This window comes from Pseudoalteromonas sp. NBT06-2 (assembly GCF_002276045.1).
In the GTDB taxonomy this organism is placed as follows: domain Bacteria; phylum Pseudomonadota; class Gammaproteobacteria; order Enterobacterales; family Alteromonadaceae; genus Pseudoalteromonas.
Window position 1 is genome coordinate 104809 of record NZ_NQMR01000005.1, and the last position, 20394, is coordinate 125202.

At 33.2% G+C, this 20394-nt stretch carries 23 protein-coding genes; 7 read left to right on the forward strand and 16 right to left on the reverse strand.

The features are described from left to right. The first annotated feature begins 66 nt into the window (after window positions 1-66). Window positions 67-549, forward strand: coding sequence for an Lrp/AsnC ligand binding domain-containing protein (locus CJF42_RS02130; protein WP_095365088.1), 483 nt, complete (start codon window positions 67-69; stop codon window positions 547-549). Between the two features lie 272 nt (window positions 550-821). Here CJF42_RS02130 and CJF42_RS02135 read toward each other — a convergent pair whose 3' ends face one another. Beyond that, window positions 822-1430 (reverse strand): TIGR04211 family SH3 domain-containing protein, encoded by a 609-nt coding sequence (locus CJF42_RS02135; RefSeq protein WP_095365089.1) that lies wholly within the window; start codon window positions 1428-1430, stop codon window positions 822-824. 178 nt (window positions 1431-1608) lie between these two features. Here CJF42_RS02135 and CJF42_RS02140 point away from each other — a divergent pair, with 178 nt between their 5' ends. Together CJF42_RS02140 and CJF42_RS02145 are read left to right on the forward strand one after the other, a co-directional pair. Further along, window positions 1609-3162 (forward strand): CYTH domain-containing protein, encoded by a 1554-nt coding sequence (locus CJF42_RS02140; RefSeq protein ID WP_095365090.1) that lies wholly within the window; start codon window positions 1609-1611, stop codon window positions 3160-3162. Beyond that, a complete protein-coding gene (locus tag CJF42_RS02145; protein WP_095365091.1) occupies window positions 3163-3849 on the forward strand; it encodes an START domain-containing protein in 687 nt (228 codons plus the stop codon). Here the strand turns inward: CJF42_RS02145 and yacG are convergent. The 10 genes from yacG to CJF42_RS02195 all read right to left on the reverse strand — a co-directional run bounded on the left by yacG (window position 3839) and on the right by CJF42_RS02195 (window position 14022). Beyond that, window positions 3839-4072: a DNA gyrase inhibitor YacG gene (yacG, locus tag CJF42_RS02150; protein WP_095365092.1), complete on the reverse strand. Its 234-nt coding sequence runs from the start codon at window positions 4070-4072 to the stop codon at window positions 3839-3841. The genes CJF42_RS02145 and yacG overlap by 11 nt on opposite strands. A gap of 99 nt (window positions 4073-4171) precedes the next feature. After that, window positions 4172-4780, reverse strand: a complete 609-nt coding sequence (gene coaE, locus CJF42_RS02155) for a dephospho-CoA kinase (protein WP_095365093.1) — start codon at window positions 4778-4780, stop codon at window positions 4172-4174. Between the two features lie 224 nt (window positions 4781-5004). Continuing rightward, window positions 5005-5913 carry a prepilin peptidase gene (locus CJF42_RS02160; RefSeq protein WP_095365094.1) on the reverse strand — a complete coding sequence of 303 codons (909 nt, stop codon included), beginning with the start codon at window positions 5911-5913 and terminating at the stop codon, window positions 5005-5007. Between the two features lies 1 nt (window position 5914). Beyond that, window positions 5915-7147, reverse strand: a complete 1233-nt coding sequence (locus CJF42_RS02165) for a type II secretion system F family protein (RefSeq protein WP_095365095.1) — start codon at window positions 7145-7147, stop codon at window positions 5915-5917. A 106-nt stretch (window positions 7148-7253) separates the two neighbouring features. Next, complete coding sequence (gene pilB, locus CJF42_RS02170) at window positions 7254-8945, reverse strand: type IV-A pilus assembly ATPase PilB (RefSeq protein WP_095365096.1); 1692 nt, start codon at window positions 8943-8945, stop codon at window positions 7254-7256. Window positions 8946-9029: 84 nt separating this feature from the next. Continuing rightward, window positions 9030-9731 carry an O-antigen ligase family protein gene (locus tag CJF42_RS26605; RefSeq protein WP_141235463.1) on the reverse strand — a complete coding sequence of 234 codons (702 nt, stop codon included), beginning with the start codon at window positions 9729-9731 and terminating at the stop codon, window positions 9030-9032. Window positions 9732-10475: 744 nt separating this feature from the next. Further along, window positions 10476-10892, reverse strand: coding sequence for a pilin (locus CJF42_RS02180; RefSeq protein ID WP_095365124.1), 417 nt, complete (start codon window positions 10890-10892; stop codon window positions 10476-10478). Window positions 10893-11361: 469 nt separating this feature from the next. Beyond that, the gene (gene nadC / locus CJF42_RS02185) at window positions 11362-12261 is read right to left on the reverse strand and encodes a carboxylating nicotinate-nucleotide diphosphorylase (protein ID WP_095365098.1); all 900 of its coding nucleotides are present in this window, start codon (window positions 12259-12261) and stop codon (window positions 11362-11364) included. Between the two features lie 199 nt (window positions 12262-12460). Then, window positions 12461-13354 (reverse strand): amidohydrolase family protein, encoded by an 894-nt coding sequence (locus CJF42_RS02190; protein ID WP_095365099.1) that lies wholly within the window; start codon window positions 13352-13354, stop codon window positions 12461-12463. Window positions 13355-13515: 161 nt separating this feature from the next. Next, window positions 13516-14022, reverse strand: a complete 507-nt coding sequence (locus tag CJF42_RS02195) for an FKBP-type peptidyl-prolyl cis-trans isomerase (protein ID WP_095365100.1) — start codon at window positions 14020-14022, stop codon at window positions 13516-13518. Between the two features lie 316 nt (window positions 14023-14338). On the opposite strand from CJF42_RS02195, the gene CJF42_RS02200 reads away from it, so the two are divergent. After that, the gene (locus CJF42_RS02200) at window positions 14339-14746 is read left to right on the forward strand and encodes a pilin (RefSeq protein WP_095365101.1); all 408 of its coding nucleotides are present in this window, start codon (window positions 14339-14341) and stop codon (window positions 14744-14746) included. A 35-nt stretch (window positions 14747-14781) separates the two neighbouring features. On the opposite strand, the gene CJF42_RS02205 is transcribed toward CJF42_RS02200, so the two are convergent. The 4 genes from CJF42_RS02205 to CJF42_RS02215 all read right to left on the reverse strand — a co-directional run bounded on the left by CJF42_RS02205 (window position 14782) and on the right by CJF42_RS02215 (window position 17237). Then, on the reverse strand, window positions 14782-16257 hold the full coding sequence (locus CJF42_RS02205; RefSeq protein WP_170940441.1) for a LysM peptidoglycan-binding domain-containing protein: 1476 nt from the start codon (window positions 16255-16257) through the stop codon (window positions 14782-14784). Window positions 16258-16322: 65 nt separating this feature from the next. Continuing rightward, a complete protein-coding gene (locus CJF42_RS27155; protein ID WP_170940442.1) occupies window positions 16323-16634 on the reverse strand; it encodes a hypothetical protein in 312 nt (103 codons plus the stop codon). A gap of 82 nt (window positions 16635-16716) precedes the next feature. Beyond that, window positions 16717-17007: a cell division protein ZapA gene (locus tag CJF42_RS02210; RefSeq protein WP_095365103.1), complete on the reverse strand. Its 291-nt coding sequence runs from the start codon at window positions 17005-17007 to the stop codon at window positions 16717-16719. Continuing rightward, window positions 17007-17237, reverse strand: a complete 231-nt coding sequence (locus CJF42_RS02215) for a cell division protein ZapB (RefSeq protein WP_095365104.1) — start codon at window positions 17235-17237, stop codon at window positions 17007-17009. Before CJF42_RS02215 ends, CJF42_RS02210 begins: the two co-directional genes overlap by 1 nt. A gap of 153 nt (window positions 17238-17390) precedes the next feature. Between CJF42_RS02215 and CJF42_RS02220 the strand changes: the two genes are divergently transcribed. From CJF42_RS02220 to CJF42_RS02230, 3 genes are all read left to right on the forward strand, one after another. Further along, window positions 17391-18227, forward strand: coding sequence for a 23S rRNA (adenine(2030)-N(6))-methyltransferase RlmJ (locus CJF42_RS02220; RefSeq protein ID WP_095365105.1), 837 nt, complete (start codon window positions 17391-17393; stop codon window positions 18225-18227). A gap of 301 nt (window positions 18228-18528) precedes the next feature. Further along, on the forward strand, window positions 18529-19290 hold the full coding sequence (locus CJF42_RS02225) for a LytR/AlgR family response regulator transcription factor (protein ID WP_095365106.1): 762 nt from the start codon (window positions 18529-18531) through the stop codon (window positions 19288-19290). 168 nt (window positions 19291-19458) lie between these two features. After that, a complete protein-coding gene (locus CJF42_RS02230; protein ID WP_095365107.1) occupies window positions 19459-19962 on the forward strand; it encodes a DUF3016 domain-containing protein in 504 nt (167 codons plus the stop codon). A 70-nt stretch (window positions 19963-20032) separates the two neighbouring features. Here the strand turns inward: CJF42_RS02230 and CJF42_RS02235 are convergent, their stop codons facing one another. Beyond that, on the reverse strand, window positions 20033-20329 hold the full coding sequence (locus CJF42_RS02235) for a hypothetical protein (RefSeq protein WP_095365108.1): 297 nt from the start codon (window positions 20327-20329) through the stop codon (window positions 20033-20035). Between the last annotated feature and the right edge of the window lie 65 nt (window positions 20330-20394).

Below are 20394 nucleotides of genomic sequence, written 5' to 3' on the forward strand. Positions count from 1 at the left end.
GCGAATTTTGCAAATATCCGGTATTTTTCGGGGTAATGATTTTACTTAACCATATATTATGCTGCTATGACTGTTTCTATTAAAACACGTGTTCTGGATCGCATCGATTTAGCTATTTTAGATACTTTACAGAAAAATGGTCGAATTTCGAACGTAAATTTAGCCAACAAAGTAAACTTAAGCCCAAGCCCTTGTTTAGACCGAGTCAAAAAACTAGAAGCTGATGGTTATATTGAAGGCTATTTCGCTAAGCTTAATGCTGAAAAATTAAATCAAAGTCTAGTTTCTCATGTACAAGTCACACTGGAAAAATCGACAACTGATGTATTTACAGAGTTTAGAAAATATATTTTTGCCATTCCAGAAGTAGTTACATGTGACATGGTTGCTGGTGGTTATGATTATTTACTTAAAATAAGAGTTGCCGATATGGCACAGTACCGTGAGGTTTTAGGTGATTTAGTTGATATACCCGGAGTGGCAACACATCACACTTATATGGTCATTGAAAACATCAAGCAAGATGACGGCATTATATTTCAGGAATAGGAAAACTAAAGTAGCTATTATATCTGTATTTCTCGACTCGCTGAAATCGTGCATTTTGAGATATCATGGGTATAAACGTTTTTGTCAGCATTACTGATGGTATTAAGTTTCAATAAAGGTTGAATAATGAGTTTTAAATTAGCGAGCTTTTTTAGTCGCTCGCTAACGTGTGATTATTAATACCATTAATAATATTAAGTTAGTGATCAGATTTAAATAACTTAAATTGATCATATATTTATTGTAATTGGTATGACCATCGAGCTTATTATTTATGCCCAACCACTACGTTTACGGCGAGAAAGCATTAAAGTTAGTAATATACCAATAAATAAGCCCGTGAAAGCAATTCCACCACCATAAAGTAAAAGCTGTTGTTTCTCTTTTTCACTTGCTGCCTGGGTTACATTAGTTTGTTGTTCTATTTTATTATTTAGTGTTTTTATTTGTAATTTTAAATCGGTATTTTCAGTGAGTAATACGGCGCTTTGCTGCTGTAGTTTAGGTAATTGAATTCGCGCTTCTCTTAAATCATTTTGTACTATAGACATATTTCGTGTTAATTCTTGGTTTTGAAAAGCCAGTCCTGGTGTTTTAGAGATATAGCGCTTATCTACCCAACCTGTTCTTCCTTTTGTATCTTTTACTTTTGTAAAACCAGAATCATCGTTTTGTGCTAATAAATCAAGTTCAGTGCCTGCATTGATAGAGCCTAAAATTCGGAAGTTTTTTCCAGCACCAGCATGCATATAGATGTATAAGCTATCGCTAATATACACTTTTTGATTTGTAACCTGCTCAATATCAGCATTAGAGTCTTCGGCTGCAACCCCAAAAGAAAAGTTAAGTAGTACAATGAAAAAAATGCATGGTTTAAACATATTGAGCCTTTGATTATTTTTTTAAGATGAAAAGCGTCTCAATAATATGGAGTTAAAGGTTTAATAGCAAGAGGACAGAAATTAGATGGCACATTATTTTTCAAAAAATTTGCTTTTATACTAAGGATTAGTTTATTTTGAACACTTGTTTACTTATTAAAGTCATTTTCCTAACCGAATGGATACAGAACTAACGGATACTGAGATAGAGCTTAAGTTTTTAGTCTCAGATAATGTCATCGCTCACATTCCTGCTATTATCACTGAATTTGCTAAAAAAGTGATAAATAAACCATCAAAAAATTTACAAAATGCTTATTTTGATACTGTAAATCGAGAACTTCGTGCCCTTGATATTGGTTTACGAACTCGCTGCTTTGGCGGGGAAACATACAATGATAATCATTGTGAACAAACCATTAAGCTTGCCGGGCAAGTTGTTGGTGGCTTACATCAAAGGCCTGAATATAATTTACCTTTAGAGGGTAAATATCCTGACTTATCACTATTTGATGCTAATATTTGGCCGTATGGTATGCAAATTGATGAAATAAATAAAAATATTTATACCATATTTACCACTCACTTTATACGCCGTACATGGATTTTAGAAACTGAATCTGGCACTAAAATAGAACTTGTTTTAGATAAAGGTGAGATCAGTGCTTCAAATCAAGTTGAAACGATTTGTGAAGTTGAGATGGAATTAGTGAGTGGAAGTAGAGCTGACTTATTTGATCTAGCAAAAAAATTGATCGCGCACTCAGAAGTAAGACTGGGTTTATATAGTAAAGCAGCCCGAGGATATCGAATTGCAGATAATCAGCCACTCACTGCAGATATTGCTTTAAGCTCTGTTTCTTTAGAGCAAGACAGTACTTTAGAGCAAACTTTTAGCTTATGCTTGCAATACGGTATTGAATTTGTGCAAAAGCATGAGCAATGTTATTTCGACGCACCAGCTTTACATATCTTAAAACGCATTAATGATGGTGTAAGTTTAATTCATCATGCTTTTGGTTTATTTAATAATATTTTGAATAAAGATAAAATTAAACCATTACTAGATGAATTAAATTGGCTTTTAAATGAGCTTAATTGGGTAGAAACTGCGGTTCAACTTAAAAATTATACTTCAAAAAAACACGCCTATTATAAAAAAATAAAAAGTGCACCTGAATTAAATCAAGTGATTGATAATTTAAAGCTACAACATCCAGATGTAGGTAAAATGCATCAAGTATTTTGCAGTGCTAGATATAATCACTTAATTTTAAACCTGACTATTTTTTTAGTGGATGCCAGTTGGAAAAATGACTGGAACGCAAGTCATTTACAAATTGCAGAGCAAAAGGTAACGGACAAGGCCGCTAGCTTGTTTGAAAAAGATTGGCATGAAATACGTGGGTTAATTGCTTCAGATCAAGACATTTCAGAAAAAGCCTATATTGCGCAAAAAGCACAATTAGAGCGAAACTTATTAAGTGGTTGTTGCCTTGGTGATTTGTTTAATCAAACCCTTAGAGAAGAATTTAGAACGCCTTGGTTGGATATAATTCATGGTATTGATGAATTATGTACTTTAGATTATTTGAAACGACTTTGTGTCCAGCAAAATGATGATAGTTTAAATAAGATGAAAATGTGGTTAGAGCAAAAATCTGAAAATCTTTTATCAGCAATGGAGCAAAGCCGTTTAGCGACATTTAAATCATCACCATATTGGCGGTAAATGCAGTTTAATTATAAAACATTTGGTTATTTCGAGTTTATAGCTTTGAAGTACATTAAGGTTAAGCTTAAATTATTACTTATGCTGAGTTTATTGCATATTAATATGGCAAACTCGGCTGAAACTTGGGTGTTACATAAAAATGAATCAGGTATTAAAGTTTATAAAAAAGTGCAGCCAACTGGTTTGGTTGAGTTAAAAGCTCAGATGCAATTAAAAGCCAAGGTAAGTGACTTTACAACATTACTTGAAAATACAAACAATGCGCCTCAATGGTTGGATGGTGTTATTTATGTAAAAGTTTTGAAACGCTTATCTGAATCTGAAAATTTTGTTTATAGTGTATTCGAAGCTCCCTGGCCAGTTAAAAATCGTGATATGTTGATTTATTCTCAATATAATTTTAAAGGAGATGGTAGCTTAGTTATCAATATGAAAACGGCAGATCGTACTTTAATAAATGACTTTAAGAAAAATCAAGATAATATCGCAATTACAGGAGTCGTAGCGAGTTGGCAACTAACCCCTATAACTGACAATATGCTTGAAATAACTTACATCGCTTATGCAGATCCTGGCGGTAACCTTCCAAACTGGTTGATAAATAAGGTTGCATTATCTAGCACATATAATACGTTTAAAAATTTATTACAGCAGTTACAATTTAAAACTGAATCTATTCCTTAAAAAAATCCTGCTCATTTGCAGCAAGCATCGCTTCAATATCTTCAATCATATCAGCAGAAATTTCAGCATCTACTTTCATTGGTGATGAAATTTTATGATTTTCAAATGACCACTCACCTAAATCAATTAATTGACAGCGTTTAGAGCAAAAAGGGCGATATTCTGCACTTTCATTCCAAACTACTTTGTTTTGGCAAGTCGGGCAGTTTACTTCTAGTGTCATATTAAATTGTCTCGTTTAAAATTTTCATTATATAAATTAATAGATCTTTTTATTTCTATTAAGTTTTACTGATGGATCGCTACTTCTTAAATCGTATCATCAAGGATCTGCTTTTAACTGTAAATAACGATTATGCAATTCATTAACCTGAGTATCAGCTTGGCTTAATGGTAGTGAGTTATCTAACACATCATCAGCTAAATTTAATTTATCTTCTCTCACCATTTGAGAGGCTATTATGCTTTTAACTTGCGCTATGCTGACGTTATCTCTGGCGGTAGTTCGGTGTATTTGCATTTCAACGGGAACATCAATTAATAAACAGCGATAGCATAGTTTATTTAAACCATGTTCAAATAATAATGGGGCAACTAAAATGGCATAGGGGCTGATAACTTGATTCAACTGATAAACGATTTGTTCTCTGATCATGGGGTGAAGTAAATTGTTTAACCAAATTTTTTGAGACTCATTGTTAAAGATAATTTCTCTTAATTTGGCACGATTAAGTGTTTTATCTTCATTTAAAATATTAAAACCAAAACGAGTATGGATCTGATTAAGACCATCAGAGCCAATTGCAACTACTTCACGGGCAACAATATCGGCATCAACGATGTTAATGCCTAATTGTTCAAATTTATTACTAATGGCTGATTTACCTGAGCCTATGCCGCCAGTTAAACCAATAATTGTTTTCGATGTCATATTTAACTTCAACCCGGTTCAATAAATGTTTATCTCGAAGCTATTTTCACTAACTTTTGCGTTAATTTACTTGTAATAAGCTAACTATTGACACGTAAATTAGCTTTGGATTCAGCAAAAATATCAAACGAGAGAAATAACAATTTAGTCAGTTATTAAATCTCTATAGCCAAGCTCTGAAAACTGTATTTTCATAACCATTAACCATCTCTTAGAGCGAGTTATTAATTTCCTAAAGCAAATTGGTAATAAGCTGTTGTGATTTGTTCGCCCCAAATAAGTCCAATCCAGCCTGCAATAGCAATGTAAGGGCCAAATGGAATAGGCGTTGCTTTATCTTTACCCTGAATACTTAACAGTGTAATACCAATGATGGCACCCACTAGACTCGATAATAGAATGATCATAGGCAAAGCTTGCCAACCAAGTAAAGCACCAAACACAGCCATTAATTTAAAGTCACCATACCCCATGCCTTCTTTGCCTGTTACGAGTTTAAATACCCAATAAACAGACCAAAAACATAAATAACCCGCCATAGCACCCATAATAGCTTGCGCAGGCGTTATGGTAATACCTAATATTGAAGCTAATAAAGCCAACCAAAGCAAAGGTAAAGTGATTTGATCTGGCAATAACATGTGATCAATATCAATAAATATCAGTGCAACCAAACACCAAGTAACAACTAAGTAAGTAAAGCTTATTGCTGTTGGGCCAAAATAATGGGCAATTACAACACTTGTAATGGCAGTTAATAGCTCTATGCTAGGATAACGAATAGAAATAGGGTTATCACAACTGGCGCAGCGGCCTTTTAAAAATATCCAACTTAGTACTGGGATGTTTTGCCAGGCTTTAATTTTACTTTGACATTGAGGGCAAGTCGAAGCTGGTGTTGCTAGATTAAAAGTTTTAACATCCTCATTCACATATGGTTTTTTTAAATCATCGGTTAATAATAATTTACATTCATGATGCCATTCATTTTGCATCATTACCGGTAAACGATATATCACCACATTTAAAAAACTACCAATAGATAAACTGACCAAAGCGACAATAAATAAAAAAAATAAAGGACTTTGCGTAAAAATTAAAGTTATATTTTGTAACAAGCTAAATTCAAACATATTAAATAACGGAGCCTAATTCGAAAATAGGTAGATACATAGCGACGATTAAACCACCCACTAGTACGCCTAAAACAGCCATAATTAAAGGCTCCAATAAAGTAGATAGACCATCAACTGCATCATCAACTTCAGCTTCATATATGGTTGCGACTTTTTCTAACATACTATCTAATGAACCTGATTCTTCGCCAATGGCCACCATTTGAATTACCATAGAAGGAAATATATTAGAGTTACGCATGGCAAAATTCATTTGATTACCGGCACTGACTTCTGCTTTTATTTCTAATATCGCATCACGATAAACAGCATTGCCGGAAGCACCAGCTGCAGAGTCCAATGCTTCTACTAAAGGCACACCGGCGGCAAAGGTCGTTGATAGGGTTCTTGCATAGCGGGCGACAGCTGCTTTGTTTAATATCATGCCAATTACAGGTAATTTTAAAATTGCTTTATCTGTATTATCTCTAAGCTTTGGGCTAGCCCTGTGTGCTTGTCTAAAACCATAACCAAATATCCATAAACCGGCTAATATGACCCACCAATAAGCTTGCATAAAATCAGAAATTCCAATTACAAATAGTGTAAATGCAGGTAGTTCAGCACCAAATCCTGCAAATACATCTTGAAATTGAGGTACAACAAAAATGAGTAAAATTGATGTAACTATGCCTGCAATAACTAAGACCGAAGCAGGATAAAACATGGCTTTTTTTATTTTAGACTTTAAAGCTTCGGTTTTTTCTTTATAAATAGCGATACGATCAAAAATACGATCTAATGCACCAGAAGATTCACCTGATTGCACTAAGTCACAATAAAGATCATCAAAGTAGAGAGGGTGTTTTCGAAGACTATCACTGAGAGGTTGGCCTGATTTTATTTCGGCACCTATATTATTGGTAAGTTTCTGAACCGACTTTTTATCTGAGCCAGATCCTATCATATCAATGGCTTGAACAAGTGGTACTCCAGCTAAAAGCATAGTAGCAATTTGCCTAGTTAATAAAGCGATATCTTTTGCAGTGATTTTTGGATCTAAAGATAAGCCAAATAATGGTTTTGCTTTTTTCTTTACTTTAGAGGGCACGATACCTTGTTGGCGAAGCTTTGCTTTTACACGCGCTGGGCTATCTTCGCTCATTTCTCCTTCTAGCTTTTTACCGCGATTGTTTACGCCGATCCATAGGTATATATCTTGCTCTTTTATTTTTACTTTTTTTGTGGCCATATTTAGCTCTTTATTATACAGAGTTGCTTTGCATCTCTGTTAGGCCACTTAGTGGCAGTTTTATTTTAATTTATAACATAAACTTTAGTGTATTTAATCGTTTTTGTTAAAAACTTGTCACGCGGTTTATTTCAACTAGGCTAGTTACGCCACTTGCTGCCTTTTTCAATCCAGATTTTCTTAAATTATTGATACCTTCTTGTTCGGCTGCTTCGGCTATTTCTAATGAATTTCCTGAGCGCATAATAATTTGTGCAATATTGGGGGTAATGGGCATCACTTCATATATGCCTAATCGACCTTTATAACCATCAGTACAATGTTCACAGCCTACTCCCTTAAAAAGTGTTAAATTTGGAATGTCATCTTCAAGGTAACCTAAGCGAATAAGCTCTTCCTTTGGTAATGTTTCGGGCTCTTTACAGTGGTGGCATAAGCGACGTGCAAGACGTTGTGCAATAATTAAAGTAACAGAACTGGCAATATTATAGCAAGGTATACCCATATTAATTAACCGGGTTAGCGTTTCTGGGGCTGAGTTAGTATGTAAGGTCGATAATACTAAATGTCCTGTTTGTGCCGCTTTTATAGATATTTCAGCGGTTTCTAAGTCACGAATTTCACCTACCATCACGATATCAGGATCTTGACGTAAAAAAGCCCTTAATGCATTAGCAAATGTCATATCGGCGCGAACATTTATTTGAACTTGGTTGACACCAACTAAGTTTATTTCTACCGGATCTTCTGCTGTGGATATATTACGTTCTGGCTTGTTAAGTATATTTAAACCCGTATAGAGAGAGACTGTTTTACCTGAACCCGTAGGACCTGTGACTAATATCATGCCTTGAGGTTGTGCTAAGGCAGTTAGGTATAATTCTTTTTGTTCTGGTTCATAACCTAATACATCTATGCCTAACATAGCGCTTGATGAATCAAGAATACGCATTACGACTTTTTCGCCCCACAATGTTGGTAGGGTACTGACACGGAAGTCGATACTTTTCTTTTTATTTATTTTTAATTTGATGCGACCATCTTGCGGTTTGCGTTTTTCAGCTAAATCCATGTGTGACATTACTTTGATACGTGCAGAGATACGACTTTCTAATCCTATCGGTGGGTTTGCAATCTCATGTAATACACCATCTATACGAAAACGAATACGATACATATGTTCATAAGGTTCAAAATGTAAATCAGACGCACCGCGCTTAATCGCATCCATCAAAATTTTATTAATGTAAACAATAATAGGCGCATCATCTTCTTTACTATTTACATCGGTAGATAAATTATTCTTTTTATCACTTTCTGCAGAGTCACCATCCAACTCAGCCATTTGAGCGTCGGTTAGCTCTAATGCAGAAGTCGAATCAAATAATGATTCAATGGCAAGTTCAAGTTGATCGTAGCTCACGACTATCACTTCACTTTGCATACCTGTATTGAATTCATAGTCTTCAAAGGCATCAAAGTTGGTCGGGTCGCTGGTCGCTAAATAAAGTGTTTTTCCTTTAACAGATATCGGTAATACATGATGCTTTTTTATGAGCTTTTCATTAAGTATTTTTTCATTAGGTAAAAGGGTGGTATCAAAATCAGTTAAATCTAATAAAGGGGCATGAAAAAGTTGCGAAGCACGTTGGGCAAGTTCAGTTGCGGATAAATTAGACTCCCTACAAATCAGTTCGGCCACAGAAATATTGTCAGTATTTTCAGCTTTACTGATTTTTTCAAAATCCAGTACACCTAAGTGCACTAATTTACGTATTAAAGGAGAGTTTATTAACATTATTATCAGAGATTAAATATTCATAATTGTATTTCAATAGATTATAGTAATTAAGTCAATATAAATGATTGTTATCCATAATTATTAAAGTTCAAACCTTTTACCTACAGACCAAAATCTAGGACCTACGATATAACCTTGTTCGGGATCAATGATATCGTAGGATTTCAAACATAAATACAGATATGTGGTTAATAAAATGAAAGATAGAATACATAATATTACTTTGATACTTTTATTTTTTGAGATTGTTAATGGTACTTTTTTATTTATTCTGCCTAGTAAAATACCCCAAGTAACAAATATCAAGGTTTGTGAAACAGGCATTACATGAACTCCAGAAACAAAAGAGTATGTTATTCCCCCAAGCCACGAATAAAAAACAGTTGCTGTTAGCTTATCTTTTTTATATTTTTTTAAATGTTTGTAGCTTTGTTTAATGGTGTTTGAAATTAAGAGTATTATTGCTACTAAAGCAAGCCCGCCCCACTCATTCAATATTTCAATGAGGGAATTATGAGGATGTCCAAAAGGGCTTGAATTATTAATTGATATTTCAAAAATTCCAGGGCCGTTACCTAAAATAAGTTGACCCCAGTTAAGTTCAGACACAGTAAGTAACCAAATTTCATATCGTCCGCTAGTCGTTGTTTTTATGACTTCAATTTCACTATTTGTTAAGTGGTTTAGATATAAAAAAAGTAGATAGCTAAATACACTAATATAAATACTGGTAATAGCTTGTTTTTTTAAGCTTGAATTCGATAAAACAATGAAACATAACACTACTGTCCATGAAAGTAATGCCCCTCGAGCATGCCCTATAAACATAAGTAATAAGTTAAGCGCAATCGAAAATATAATTAACTTATTTATATGTTTATTTTTTAATAATAATAGAAGGAGTGGTAAAATAAAAATTTGCACTTGATTGAAAAATCGAACATTAATAAAGCCCACGTAAATGTTAAAACGATTAAGCCCTGAACCGTCGTAAAGGCTAAATAGAATATTTAAAAAGCATATTAAAATTAGGCTAATATGTGCGGCAACTAAAATATAAATAAAGCATAAAACTGCTTGCTTTGTTTTTATATTGGTACTAACTATTAATAAGTGAAATAACAACATAAAATGTATAATATACATTAAACTAAATAAATTTTCATCACTGAAGAACATTGATAATAAACCACATGTTAAAAAATATAGTATTAGTAGAGAGTTATTTTTAGTTATATTTAGTTCAAGTCTTGGTTTTTTTATAAATCGGCACAAAGCAAAAATAAAAACAGAAACATTTAATATAATTTGAAAAATACGCTGATGATTATGATAATCATAAGATAGTATTGGGATGAGTGGAATTAATACCGAGCAAAAATAAGCTCCTAAAAAGAGAGCTATGAAATTTTGATTGTTGATTATTGATTTTAATTTTTCTATTGGCAATTTAAAAATCTAATATTTATTTAATTAAAAGTAATAAAAAACGCCCATTAGGGCGTTTTATTTATAACTTAAATCAATTTACGAATGAGGACAGCTTTTTGGTGCTAACGCTTGACCATCAGATGTAGTTATTGCTGTTGTTTTACAACTCCAAGCGCCATCAGGTGCTCTTGTCCAAGTTAAAACAGCACCCGCTATTTGAGTTGGAGCACTTTGAGCGGCACAAGCAATTGTTGTATTTGTAATCGTAAAATCACAGTTTCCTGAGTCAGCTGGGGCTAAAGCTGTGGCTGGAGTATCTCCATTATTTTTTAATACTTCAAATTCTGTTTTTAGAGCTGAAATTTCAGCTAAGCCAGCGGTTAATTTAGACTGAGCTTGATAGTTCGAGTAAGCAGGCAACGCAACCGCAGCCAAAATACCGATAATTGCGACTACAATCATTAATTCAATTAGAGTGAAACCCTTTTGGGCTTTTTGTTTTATGTTTTTCATATTTTGCATTGTTACTCTCCTAAGGGGTCTAAATGTCAAATGTGCTATGTTATAGAGTTGTCAATGTTAAGTCTCTAAAATACGCATTCAGTTTAGTATAGTTAAAATTCTCTAATGAGAAAGTGTGTATGTGAGTTTTGATGCACTTCCATTTTAACTCATAGATACAATTATAAACTCAGAGTAAATTATTTATTGATTGTATTACTAAAATCAATAAAACCACCTACCTCTTTATCATTAGAGGTGGCTCCATGTACCCCTTAATTGTTATTAGATGCTATCATGCAGTAATACATATTGGTAGTTTATTAGTTAATTTCTGTAACAAACTTGTATTCTAGCTTGTATTTACAGCGAAACGTTATTTTAAAATACACATTATGTTACTTTTTGTACTCATGCTGTTTTTATGGTTGATGTTTTATGAACTATATTTTATAAACCATGTTTCATGAGCAATTTTGTATTAGTTATTGCTAAAGCGCATTGATAAGTCTACGGCATTTACATGTTTTGTTAATGCACCGCTTGATATGAAATCGACACCTGCTTGAGAGTATTGTTTTAATGTTTCGATAGTCATATTGCCTGAGACTTCTAATTTAGCGCGTTTATCGGTAAAAGTGACCGCTTGTTGAATTTGCTCAACGGTAAAGTTATCTAGCATAATGATATCAGCCCCCGCATTGATTGCTTGCTCTAGTTCGGCAAAGTTCTCTACTTCTACCTCTATTTTGATGCTAGGGTTATCTTGTTTGGCAATACTGTGTTTTGCCGCTGTAACTGCTTGGTTAATACCACCACAGGCTGCAATATGGTTTTCCTTTATGAGAAACGCATCAAAAAGTCCGATTCTGTGATTTTGACCACCACCACATTTTACGGCATATTTTTGTAATTGTCTCAAACCTGGTAAGGTTTTACGGGTATCGAGTAATTGCGTTGTTGTGCCTTCAAGCTCTTTGACACATAGTGAGGTTGTCGTGGCAGTACCTGATAAGGTTTGTACAAAATTAAGTGCTGTGCGCTCGGCTGTTAAAATCGCTCTTGCGCTACCAGTGGCTATAAATAATATGCTATTGGCTTTTACTGCGTCACCGTCATTGATTAAAAATTCAAGTGTTACGTCAGAATTTGACAGGATATTAACTTGTTTAAATACTTCTTCAACTAATGCTTTACCACAAAAAATGCAATCTTCACGTGTAATGACAATGGCATTGGCAGTTTGTGTGTGCGGAATTAATAATGCGGTTATATCTCCAGTAGTACTGAGACCTGACGATGTATCATCTTTGTCGGTATTTAAATCTTCGTCTAATGCAAGTTTAACAAGTTTGCTTATTAAGTCTGGTGAGAGTGACATTATTAATTCTCTATGATGGAAAATTTACTTGGTAAAATTTTTTACCAAAATTATTTTGTGCTATATTCATTTTTTTCAGTCTATTTCTATATTAGAGCTGAGCCAATAGTTGAGCGATACTAACAAATTATCCCAGACTGCAAAGTTGAATTTAAACTAAAAAAACCTGACGTAGGGAGTATTGGTATTTTACCTGTATTTAAACTCTGATACTAGGGGTTGCTGCCACTCGATAAATATCTTTTGCGTTATCAAAACTGATTGCTTGCCAAATATTATTTGGTAAATTTAAATCTAAGTAACTTTGCCATAAATCAGTGTAGCTTTTACTGAATAAACAAAGCGGAAAGTTACTTGCTAGCATGATTCTGTTCTCACCTAGGCTATTAATTAAATGATTAATTATTTTTTGTAACCATAATTGTTCATATTGTCTATTATCCATTTCCCAGCCAGAACATTTAATATGTATGTTTGATAAAGAAGATAAAATAGTCACCGCCCGTTGCCAAAGGTGGTACTTGTCTTTTGTCACTAAACCACAATGATTTATGACTATTTTTAAGTTTGGTAAATTGTTAGCGTAATAGGTGAGTTGTTCAGTCGATTTTAGATCATGGATTTCGAATTGCGCTTCAAAAATTAAATTTTTTTCTGCTAGGGTTGTTAAGTTGCTTAATATATTTTCATTAAATATTAAGTCAATATCATCACCTTCCATTATATGGCGAATACCTATTAACAGGCTTTTACAGTGTGATTGTAAATGAGTTAACTGCGCGTTGAATTTTTTAGCTGGCAATGCCATATCTATAAAAGCAATGGCTTTAAAAGGGGTTTGAGTGATTGTTGATTTTAATAAGTTAATTTCTTTAATGGGAAACTCATTATCAAAACCGGCTTCGATGTGTACTATGCCTTCAAGTGTAAAGTGACTATTTAATGTTAAATCTCTTTCGGTAAAACTTTTTTGAATAATATGTTTATCAGACCCAAAGGGTGGGTTATTTGGATGTAGCCATTGATATTGACCTTTTGATAAATCAAATAAGTGAATATGTGGATCTATTATTTTATATTTTTTATTTACCATATGGTCTACTCAGTTTGGCATCTGCGTTTTAATTTTATATTAATTAGGTGAATTCAATAATATGCATTTCAAATGCAAAAAATATTATTGAATTAAGTTGTATCAAGGCCTTTTAGTTAAACCGCAGGCAATGGTTAATAGCAAGATGCGAAGCTGATTGGTTAGTGCCCACAACCGCCAGTGCCATGTACATGTCCGTGAGATAACTCTTCTTCAGTTGCTTCTCTAACAGTGTTAATTTCAATAGCAAATGTCAGTGTTTTACCTGCTAATGGATGGTTTAAATCACAATCAGCATTAAATTTACCCACTTTCATAATGGTCACTTGGCGACGGCCTTGATCCGTTTCAACAAAGGCATTCATACCCGCTTTCCAGATGTTTACTTTTTTCTTAGTGGGTGTGCCAGAACCATCTTGTAAATGTTTTAATGGGATCCTTTGTTGTAAATCATCTTGTCGTTCACCGTATGAATCTTCAGGTGAAAGTGTGAGCTCAAACTTATCTCCAATTGCTTTACCTTCAATGGCATTTTCTAAACCTAGCAGCATCGCATTATGGCCATGTAAATATTGTAGAGGTTCAGACGCGTGACTATTTTCAATTTCAACGCCATTTTCAGTCAGCGTGTAATGGAATTCAACAACAGAGTTTTTGCTTATAGACATAATATTTCAGTTTATTTATTCATTTTGATAATTGTACTGGAATATCAAGAAAAAAGAGAATGTTAAAAGGGTTTATTTTAATTGAAATCGGTTCTTTTTTAGAGGAGAATTGTTAATTGATTTAGAAAAACCGTATGTAAATAATTCAATCGACATTAATATTATGACAAGCTAACTTTTTGATTTTATATTTAAAAAAGAATTTAAAGACTTCAGTTTAATTGTTTGTAAATCTAATGTTTATTTTTACTTAGAATTAGGCTGATTTTTCTAGTAATATAATGATTTATCTCAAGTATCAATGGAGAGAAAAATCATGAAAAAGAGTAAAGGTTTTACTTTGATGGAGCTGATGATTGTAGTATCAATTATAGGTATATTGGCAACCGTGGCATTGCCTATTTTTCAAAGTTATATTGTTAAATCACAAGCAATGATTGCGTTATCAGAAATTTCATCTGGAAAAGTTGGCTTTGAAGTATCTGTTAATAATGGTGGTACTCCAAGTCTGGTGCCTTCAGAATTAAATTTTATAGGTATCACAACCAATTCGAGCCTTTGTAATATTGAAGTCACCTCAACAAAGATAAAATGTACAACAAAAAATGGTAACGCTGATAAATTTGATGGCAAAGTTATTCTTTTGACAAGAAATTCTTCCTCTGGAACTTGGAATTGCACTAGTGATTTAGATGATGAATATAAACCAAAAGGGTGTATTTAAAGCCCGAACTCTATAGGAGGCAGATTTATTTTAACTCATTCATTAGGGATCGTGGTATTAATATTTAATATATCTAAAAATTGAGTATTAAATGTTGCTTTGGTTTTATTTTCAAGTGGTGCTGGATCTTTTTCTAACCAAATAATGATTGTTTTGCTTGGCTTTAAAATTGCGTTCTGTTTCATTTTATTCCACTTTGCTAACTCTTTAAAAGATACACCATAGCGCTGGCTTATATCCCATAAAGTATCGCCTTTTTTTACAATGTAAGATGTACTAACCTTTACTTTACTCGGTGTTTTTTTACGCTGTAAATAAGGGCTTATATGGTATTGAATTGTTAACTCCGATTTTTTATATGCGGGTAATGCTAATACTTGACCTACCTTTATTAAGTCGCCGGTTAGTTGATTTATCGTTTTTAGTTTACTCACTGTTGTATTAAATCTCTTGGATATTCTGAATAAAGAATCTTTGGCTTTGACCTGATATCGACCGTAAACAAGTTTGCCATCAATAAACTGATAATGAGAATCAAAAAAATGAGCTTGGCTAATTGGCACAAGTAATTGATGAGGACCCTCTTTCGGGCTTGAATTACTTATATATCCAGGGTTTAAGTTATATAGCGTTTGCATTTTTATTTTTGCAATTTTAGCGACAATTAACATATCAAACTGCTGACCAATATCGATATTAATTGTTGTCGCTTGATTTTTTAATTTAGGCCAAAAGTGATACTTATTTTGTTGTTTTAATATTGCTGATAAAGCGAGTAATTTTGGAACGTAATTAGTTGTTTCTTTTGGTAAGTTTAATGACCAAAAGTCAGTTTTTTTACCAAGTCGTTTATTTTCGATAATAGCCTGCTTTACTCGTCCCTCACCTGAATTATATGCTGCAATAGCATGTAACCAATTTTTTGAAAATTTTAAATAGAGATATTCTAAATAATCTAAAGCGGCTGTTGTTGCTGCCAGTACGTCATAACGACCATCGTACCAAGCATTTTTTTGTAAATTAAAGTGCTTTGCGGTCATAGGCATGAGCTGCCAGATACCGATGGCGCCCTGATTTGATTGCGCTTTAATGTCAAAGTCACTTTCTACTATGGGTAATAAAGCCAATTCTAAGGGCAATTTTCGGTGCTCTATTTGATTTACAATATGGTAAATAAAGGGCTCGCTACGTTTTGAAATTGTGTGCATGTAATTTGGGTGTTTTAAGTACCACGCTATTTTTTTATCAATTTTTTTGTTGTTAACATTAGGGAATTTAAGCTGCATCGCAATTCTGAACCACAAATCAGATACTTCAGATGGTTTTTTATTGATTACTTTTTTTATTTTCGTTTTATTAGGCGTTTTGGGAATAGTTGTAATTTTTTTTGCGTGATTTAACTTTGAGTGTGAGTGATTACTTTTAGTTTGAGGCTTAGTATCCTTGAGAGTTTCGCTATTTGTTTGGCATCCAATAAGTGCGATAAATATAAATATTCGAAGCTGTGCCATACACCTTGTGATCCGTGCTGGTGAATAATTTGAGTGTAGACTAATTTTAATGTTAGCTGAAATAATTAACTTATTACTTCTAAAACAACATAAGGTGATTTTATGATTATAAAAGGTAAAAAGATAAAAACAATAGCCATAATTAAATAAATAGCGGAGTGAATATAGTGTGTTTTTTTTATTTTTAATAATGAGCAGCCAGCTATAAGTCCGCCAGCAACAATTAAAAACCCCCATAATTGCAACTGGCTTGTGCTTTGAGTCTGTTGAATTGTAAGTAAGGTTGCAAATACATGCGCATCACTAATTAACACCGCAAGTAAAGTGATACTGACTAAAATAAATTTAATACCTAATATTCTACTCTTTGAAGCCATAAGGTTTCCATGTTTACAAAATTGGAATGCATTATGGTTATAAAGTGTTATTAATTACCAGAGTTTTATGGGAAATAACGCACTACTTTTTATTGAGAGCATTATTTACCGTAGAAATTAAAGCGTTAATATATTGCTGACTTTTTTCTGATTTCTGATTTGCCAAAGCGAGTTCATGGCTTAAATTTAAAGCTGTCATCAAAAGTACTCTGTCATTATTTAGAATACCGCTGCGTTGCTTGATATCCCAGAATAATTTATCTAAATGTTGCGCTGCTTCTTTTAAAGCGGGCTCTTGTCCATCTGGGCAAGCAAACTGATGTTGCTGCCCCATGATTTCAACCTTAATGCCTTTTGGGTTGGTTGGAGACATTAATTAGCCTGCTGAACACTTTGTAATTTAGTTAATAAACTTTCAAGGGTTTTTGCAGCATTCTTTTGTTTTTCATCAACTTCTAAAGCTTCAAGTTGAAGTGTTTCATTTTCATCGGTTAGTTTTATATTTTGATCTTTTAACTCAGAAACAGTTTGTTTTAACTGATTGTTTTGTTCAATAAGTTGATTGATCAGTTGTTCGAGTTGAGGAAGTGTTTCATTTAACATAAGGCGCTCTTATAACTGGTTTAATAATAAGTGCAAATTTAATCTAAACTTGTACATATTGCTACTGTTTACGGACGAATAGCTGAAATAAGTTGTTTTTTTCAGTAAAATAGAGAAAGTTACCTCTCTATTGAAAGAAAAATAGGATTTTAAATGCTTAGCTATCGTCACTCATTTCATGCTGGAAATCCAGCCGATGTGTTAAAACACTTAGTATTGTTTGAGATATTAAAGTACCTCACAAAAAAAGATAAAGCGCTAGAATATATAGATACGCATAGCGGAGCGGGAATGTATGTTTTGTCATCAAGTGAAGCTCAAAAAACGCAAGAATTTGAACAAGGGATTGCTAAGTTATGGTCTTATTCAGGTGATAACCAAGCAATTAAGGATTACTTAGATTTAATACAGGGCTTTAATAAAAATGATGTGTCTTTTTATCCAGGTTCACCTGCAGTAGCGCATCATGTTTTAAGAGTTCAAGATAAATCTTGGCTATTTGAATTACACCCGCAAGATCATGGTCATTTATTAAATAACTTTAAACCGACTCGAAAAAGAAAAATAAGAAAAGAAGATGGTTTTCAGGGTTTATTAGCTCTATTACCACCAATATCACGTCGTGCTTGTATTCTAATTGATCCGCCTTATGAGATTAAATCTGATTACGAACTCGTTGTTAAAACCGTCGCTCATGCTTATAAAAAATTTGCGACGGGTACTTATATGATTTGGTATCCGGTAGTAGATAGAGAGCGCATTGATAAAATGGAGATGTCACTTATTGATGCGGGTATTAAGAATATACATTTGTATGAATTAGGAACTTCAAAAGATACGCAAGAACACGGCATGACAGCATCGGGTATGATAGTTATTAACCCACCATGGAACCTAACAAAGACAATGGATTCAGTTATGCCAGAGTTAGTTGAGCACTTATCTCAAGAAGATGGTTTTTATCGTTCTGTCGAGTTAGCTTCAGAATAGATATACCCAAGCTACCTGATAAATTCCCTACGGGCGTGTTTAAAATGGTCAACTACCGCGTTATTTATGTTGATAAGGGAATAACCATTACCTGCAATAAATGTCTTGTATTTGACCATTTAAACTCCCGCTGAAATCATGTATTTCCAAGTAGCTTAGGTATATACCCAAGCTTTGAAACCTGCATTTCCAAGTCGTATGGGTAAATATACTTGGAAATGAAAAAAATTATTAAACCATTGACTTGTACGATAAGTTTCGTATATAACTACGAGCTATATCGTATACAAGGAGATGGGTAATGAATAAATATAATGTTGTTATCGCCAGTGCTAACGAAAAAACACGCCTTAATATAAAGCATTTACTTGAATTTAATTTTGACTTTGAAGCCGTTGCTTTGACTAGTAATAAAGAAGATGTTTTAGGTATATGTTTATCTGGTGAAATTGATGTTTTGTTCATTGACTCTAATTTACTTTCTGATGACGAACAAAATCAATTAATAGAAAAACTTTCTTCAGATATTAGAATTGTATATTTATCTGATAATTCAATTCAAGCCGCAAAAGCTTTTGACTTAGGTGTTATTGATTACTTAATTGCTCCCTTTTGTAATGAGAGGTTCCAAAAATGCATTCGTAAGTTATTAAGAGAGTTAAACCGAGTGATCGAAGCTCCTATTACGTATATTCAAAATTTATTAAAACAATTTCAACTACCAAATCACTCAAAAGAACCCATAGTTGTTAAAGATACGGGCAAAATTCGTATAATAGATACAGATGATATTTTATGGGTAGGTAGTGCTGGAAACTATGTTGAATTGCATTTATCTAATGAGCAAAGACCAATCTTACATAGAGAGACGCTAGGTTCTATGCTGGATAAATTAGCATCACATGGCTTTATTCGTATTCATAGATCTGCTTTGGTGAAAAAACATAGTATCACTGAGTTGAAACCAACAGATAATGGTGACTATTTAGTGACGTTAAAAAATGGTGAATTACTCAATTTATCCCGTCGTTATAAACAGAACATGGTCGGAATTTTAAGTTAACAATCAATCATTGATCTGTTTTTTACCTTGTTATCCGTATAGAATAAAGCAAAAATTATTGAAGTTAAATTTTGCTAATCTAATATTTATTAAGCTTATGTTAAGTTTATACATGTCATATTAGCGATATTAAATTTTAAGTTGGTTTACTTCTTTGGAGATGGCGTAATGAAAGTAATTAATAAAATAGCAGCATTGATTTTATCTATACCACTTCTGGTAAGTGCTTCTGATAATCCGAGTGACTTTAAAGCTAAAGTGACCTGGGGTGACTTTAATGACTTTACAGATGTCAGACCTAACGGCGGAACTAAAAGTGCTTTTCACAAACAAATTAAAAAATCATTCGAGACACATTTTGCTAAATTAGCTAAAAAACTACCTCAAGGATATAAACTAAGAATTAAAATTAATGACTTAGATTTAGCCGGAGATGTACTTTTTAGCAGTGTTAAGGAAATACGTATAGTTAAACCAATACACTTTCCAAAAATTAAATTTAGCTATGTACTAACCGACAATAACGGAAAGTTAATTAACAAAGATGACGTAAAGCTAAAAGATATGAGTTTTATGGATAAAATTAAAAGAGGCAGAGAAGGCGTTTTTTATTATGATCATAGGCTGATTTCAGATTGGTTTAATAAAGAGTTATTAAAACAAATCAAGTGATTTTGATAGCTGCATAATATAAAAAACTCATTAATAAAGGTGAGTTTTTTCGTTATAAATGAGTACAACACTACATAATAGCAGCAATATCATTATAAAGTTGGGTCGCTTGAGTGTGTGTTAAGTTATTAGCCGATTGAGACTTTCCTATTGTGCTGCTTACTCTAACCGACTCATATGAAATATCATTTTTATTTTCTATCACTTGCTCGCTTAGTTGTTTTTTTAAGCCGAGTTCAGATAATTTAATGATATCATCCGAAAACTCTCCAAACTGAGAGGTTGATTGTTCTGACCCCTTTTGATTTTGAAGTGCACTTGCTCTTTGAATTTCACTACCGACAGTTAAAGGGATTGCTATAGACATAGTCCCTCCAAATAAATGGCATTAAACTAAGTATAGCTCAAATTCACGTTTACGATTAACCAACA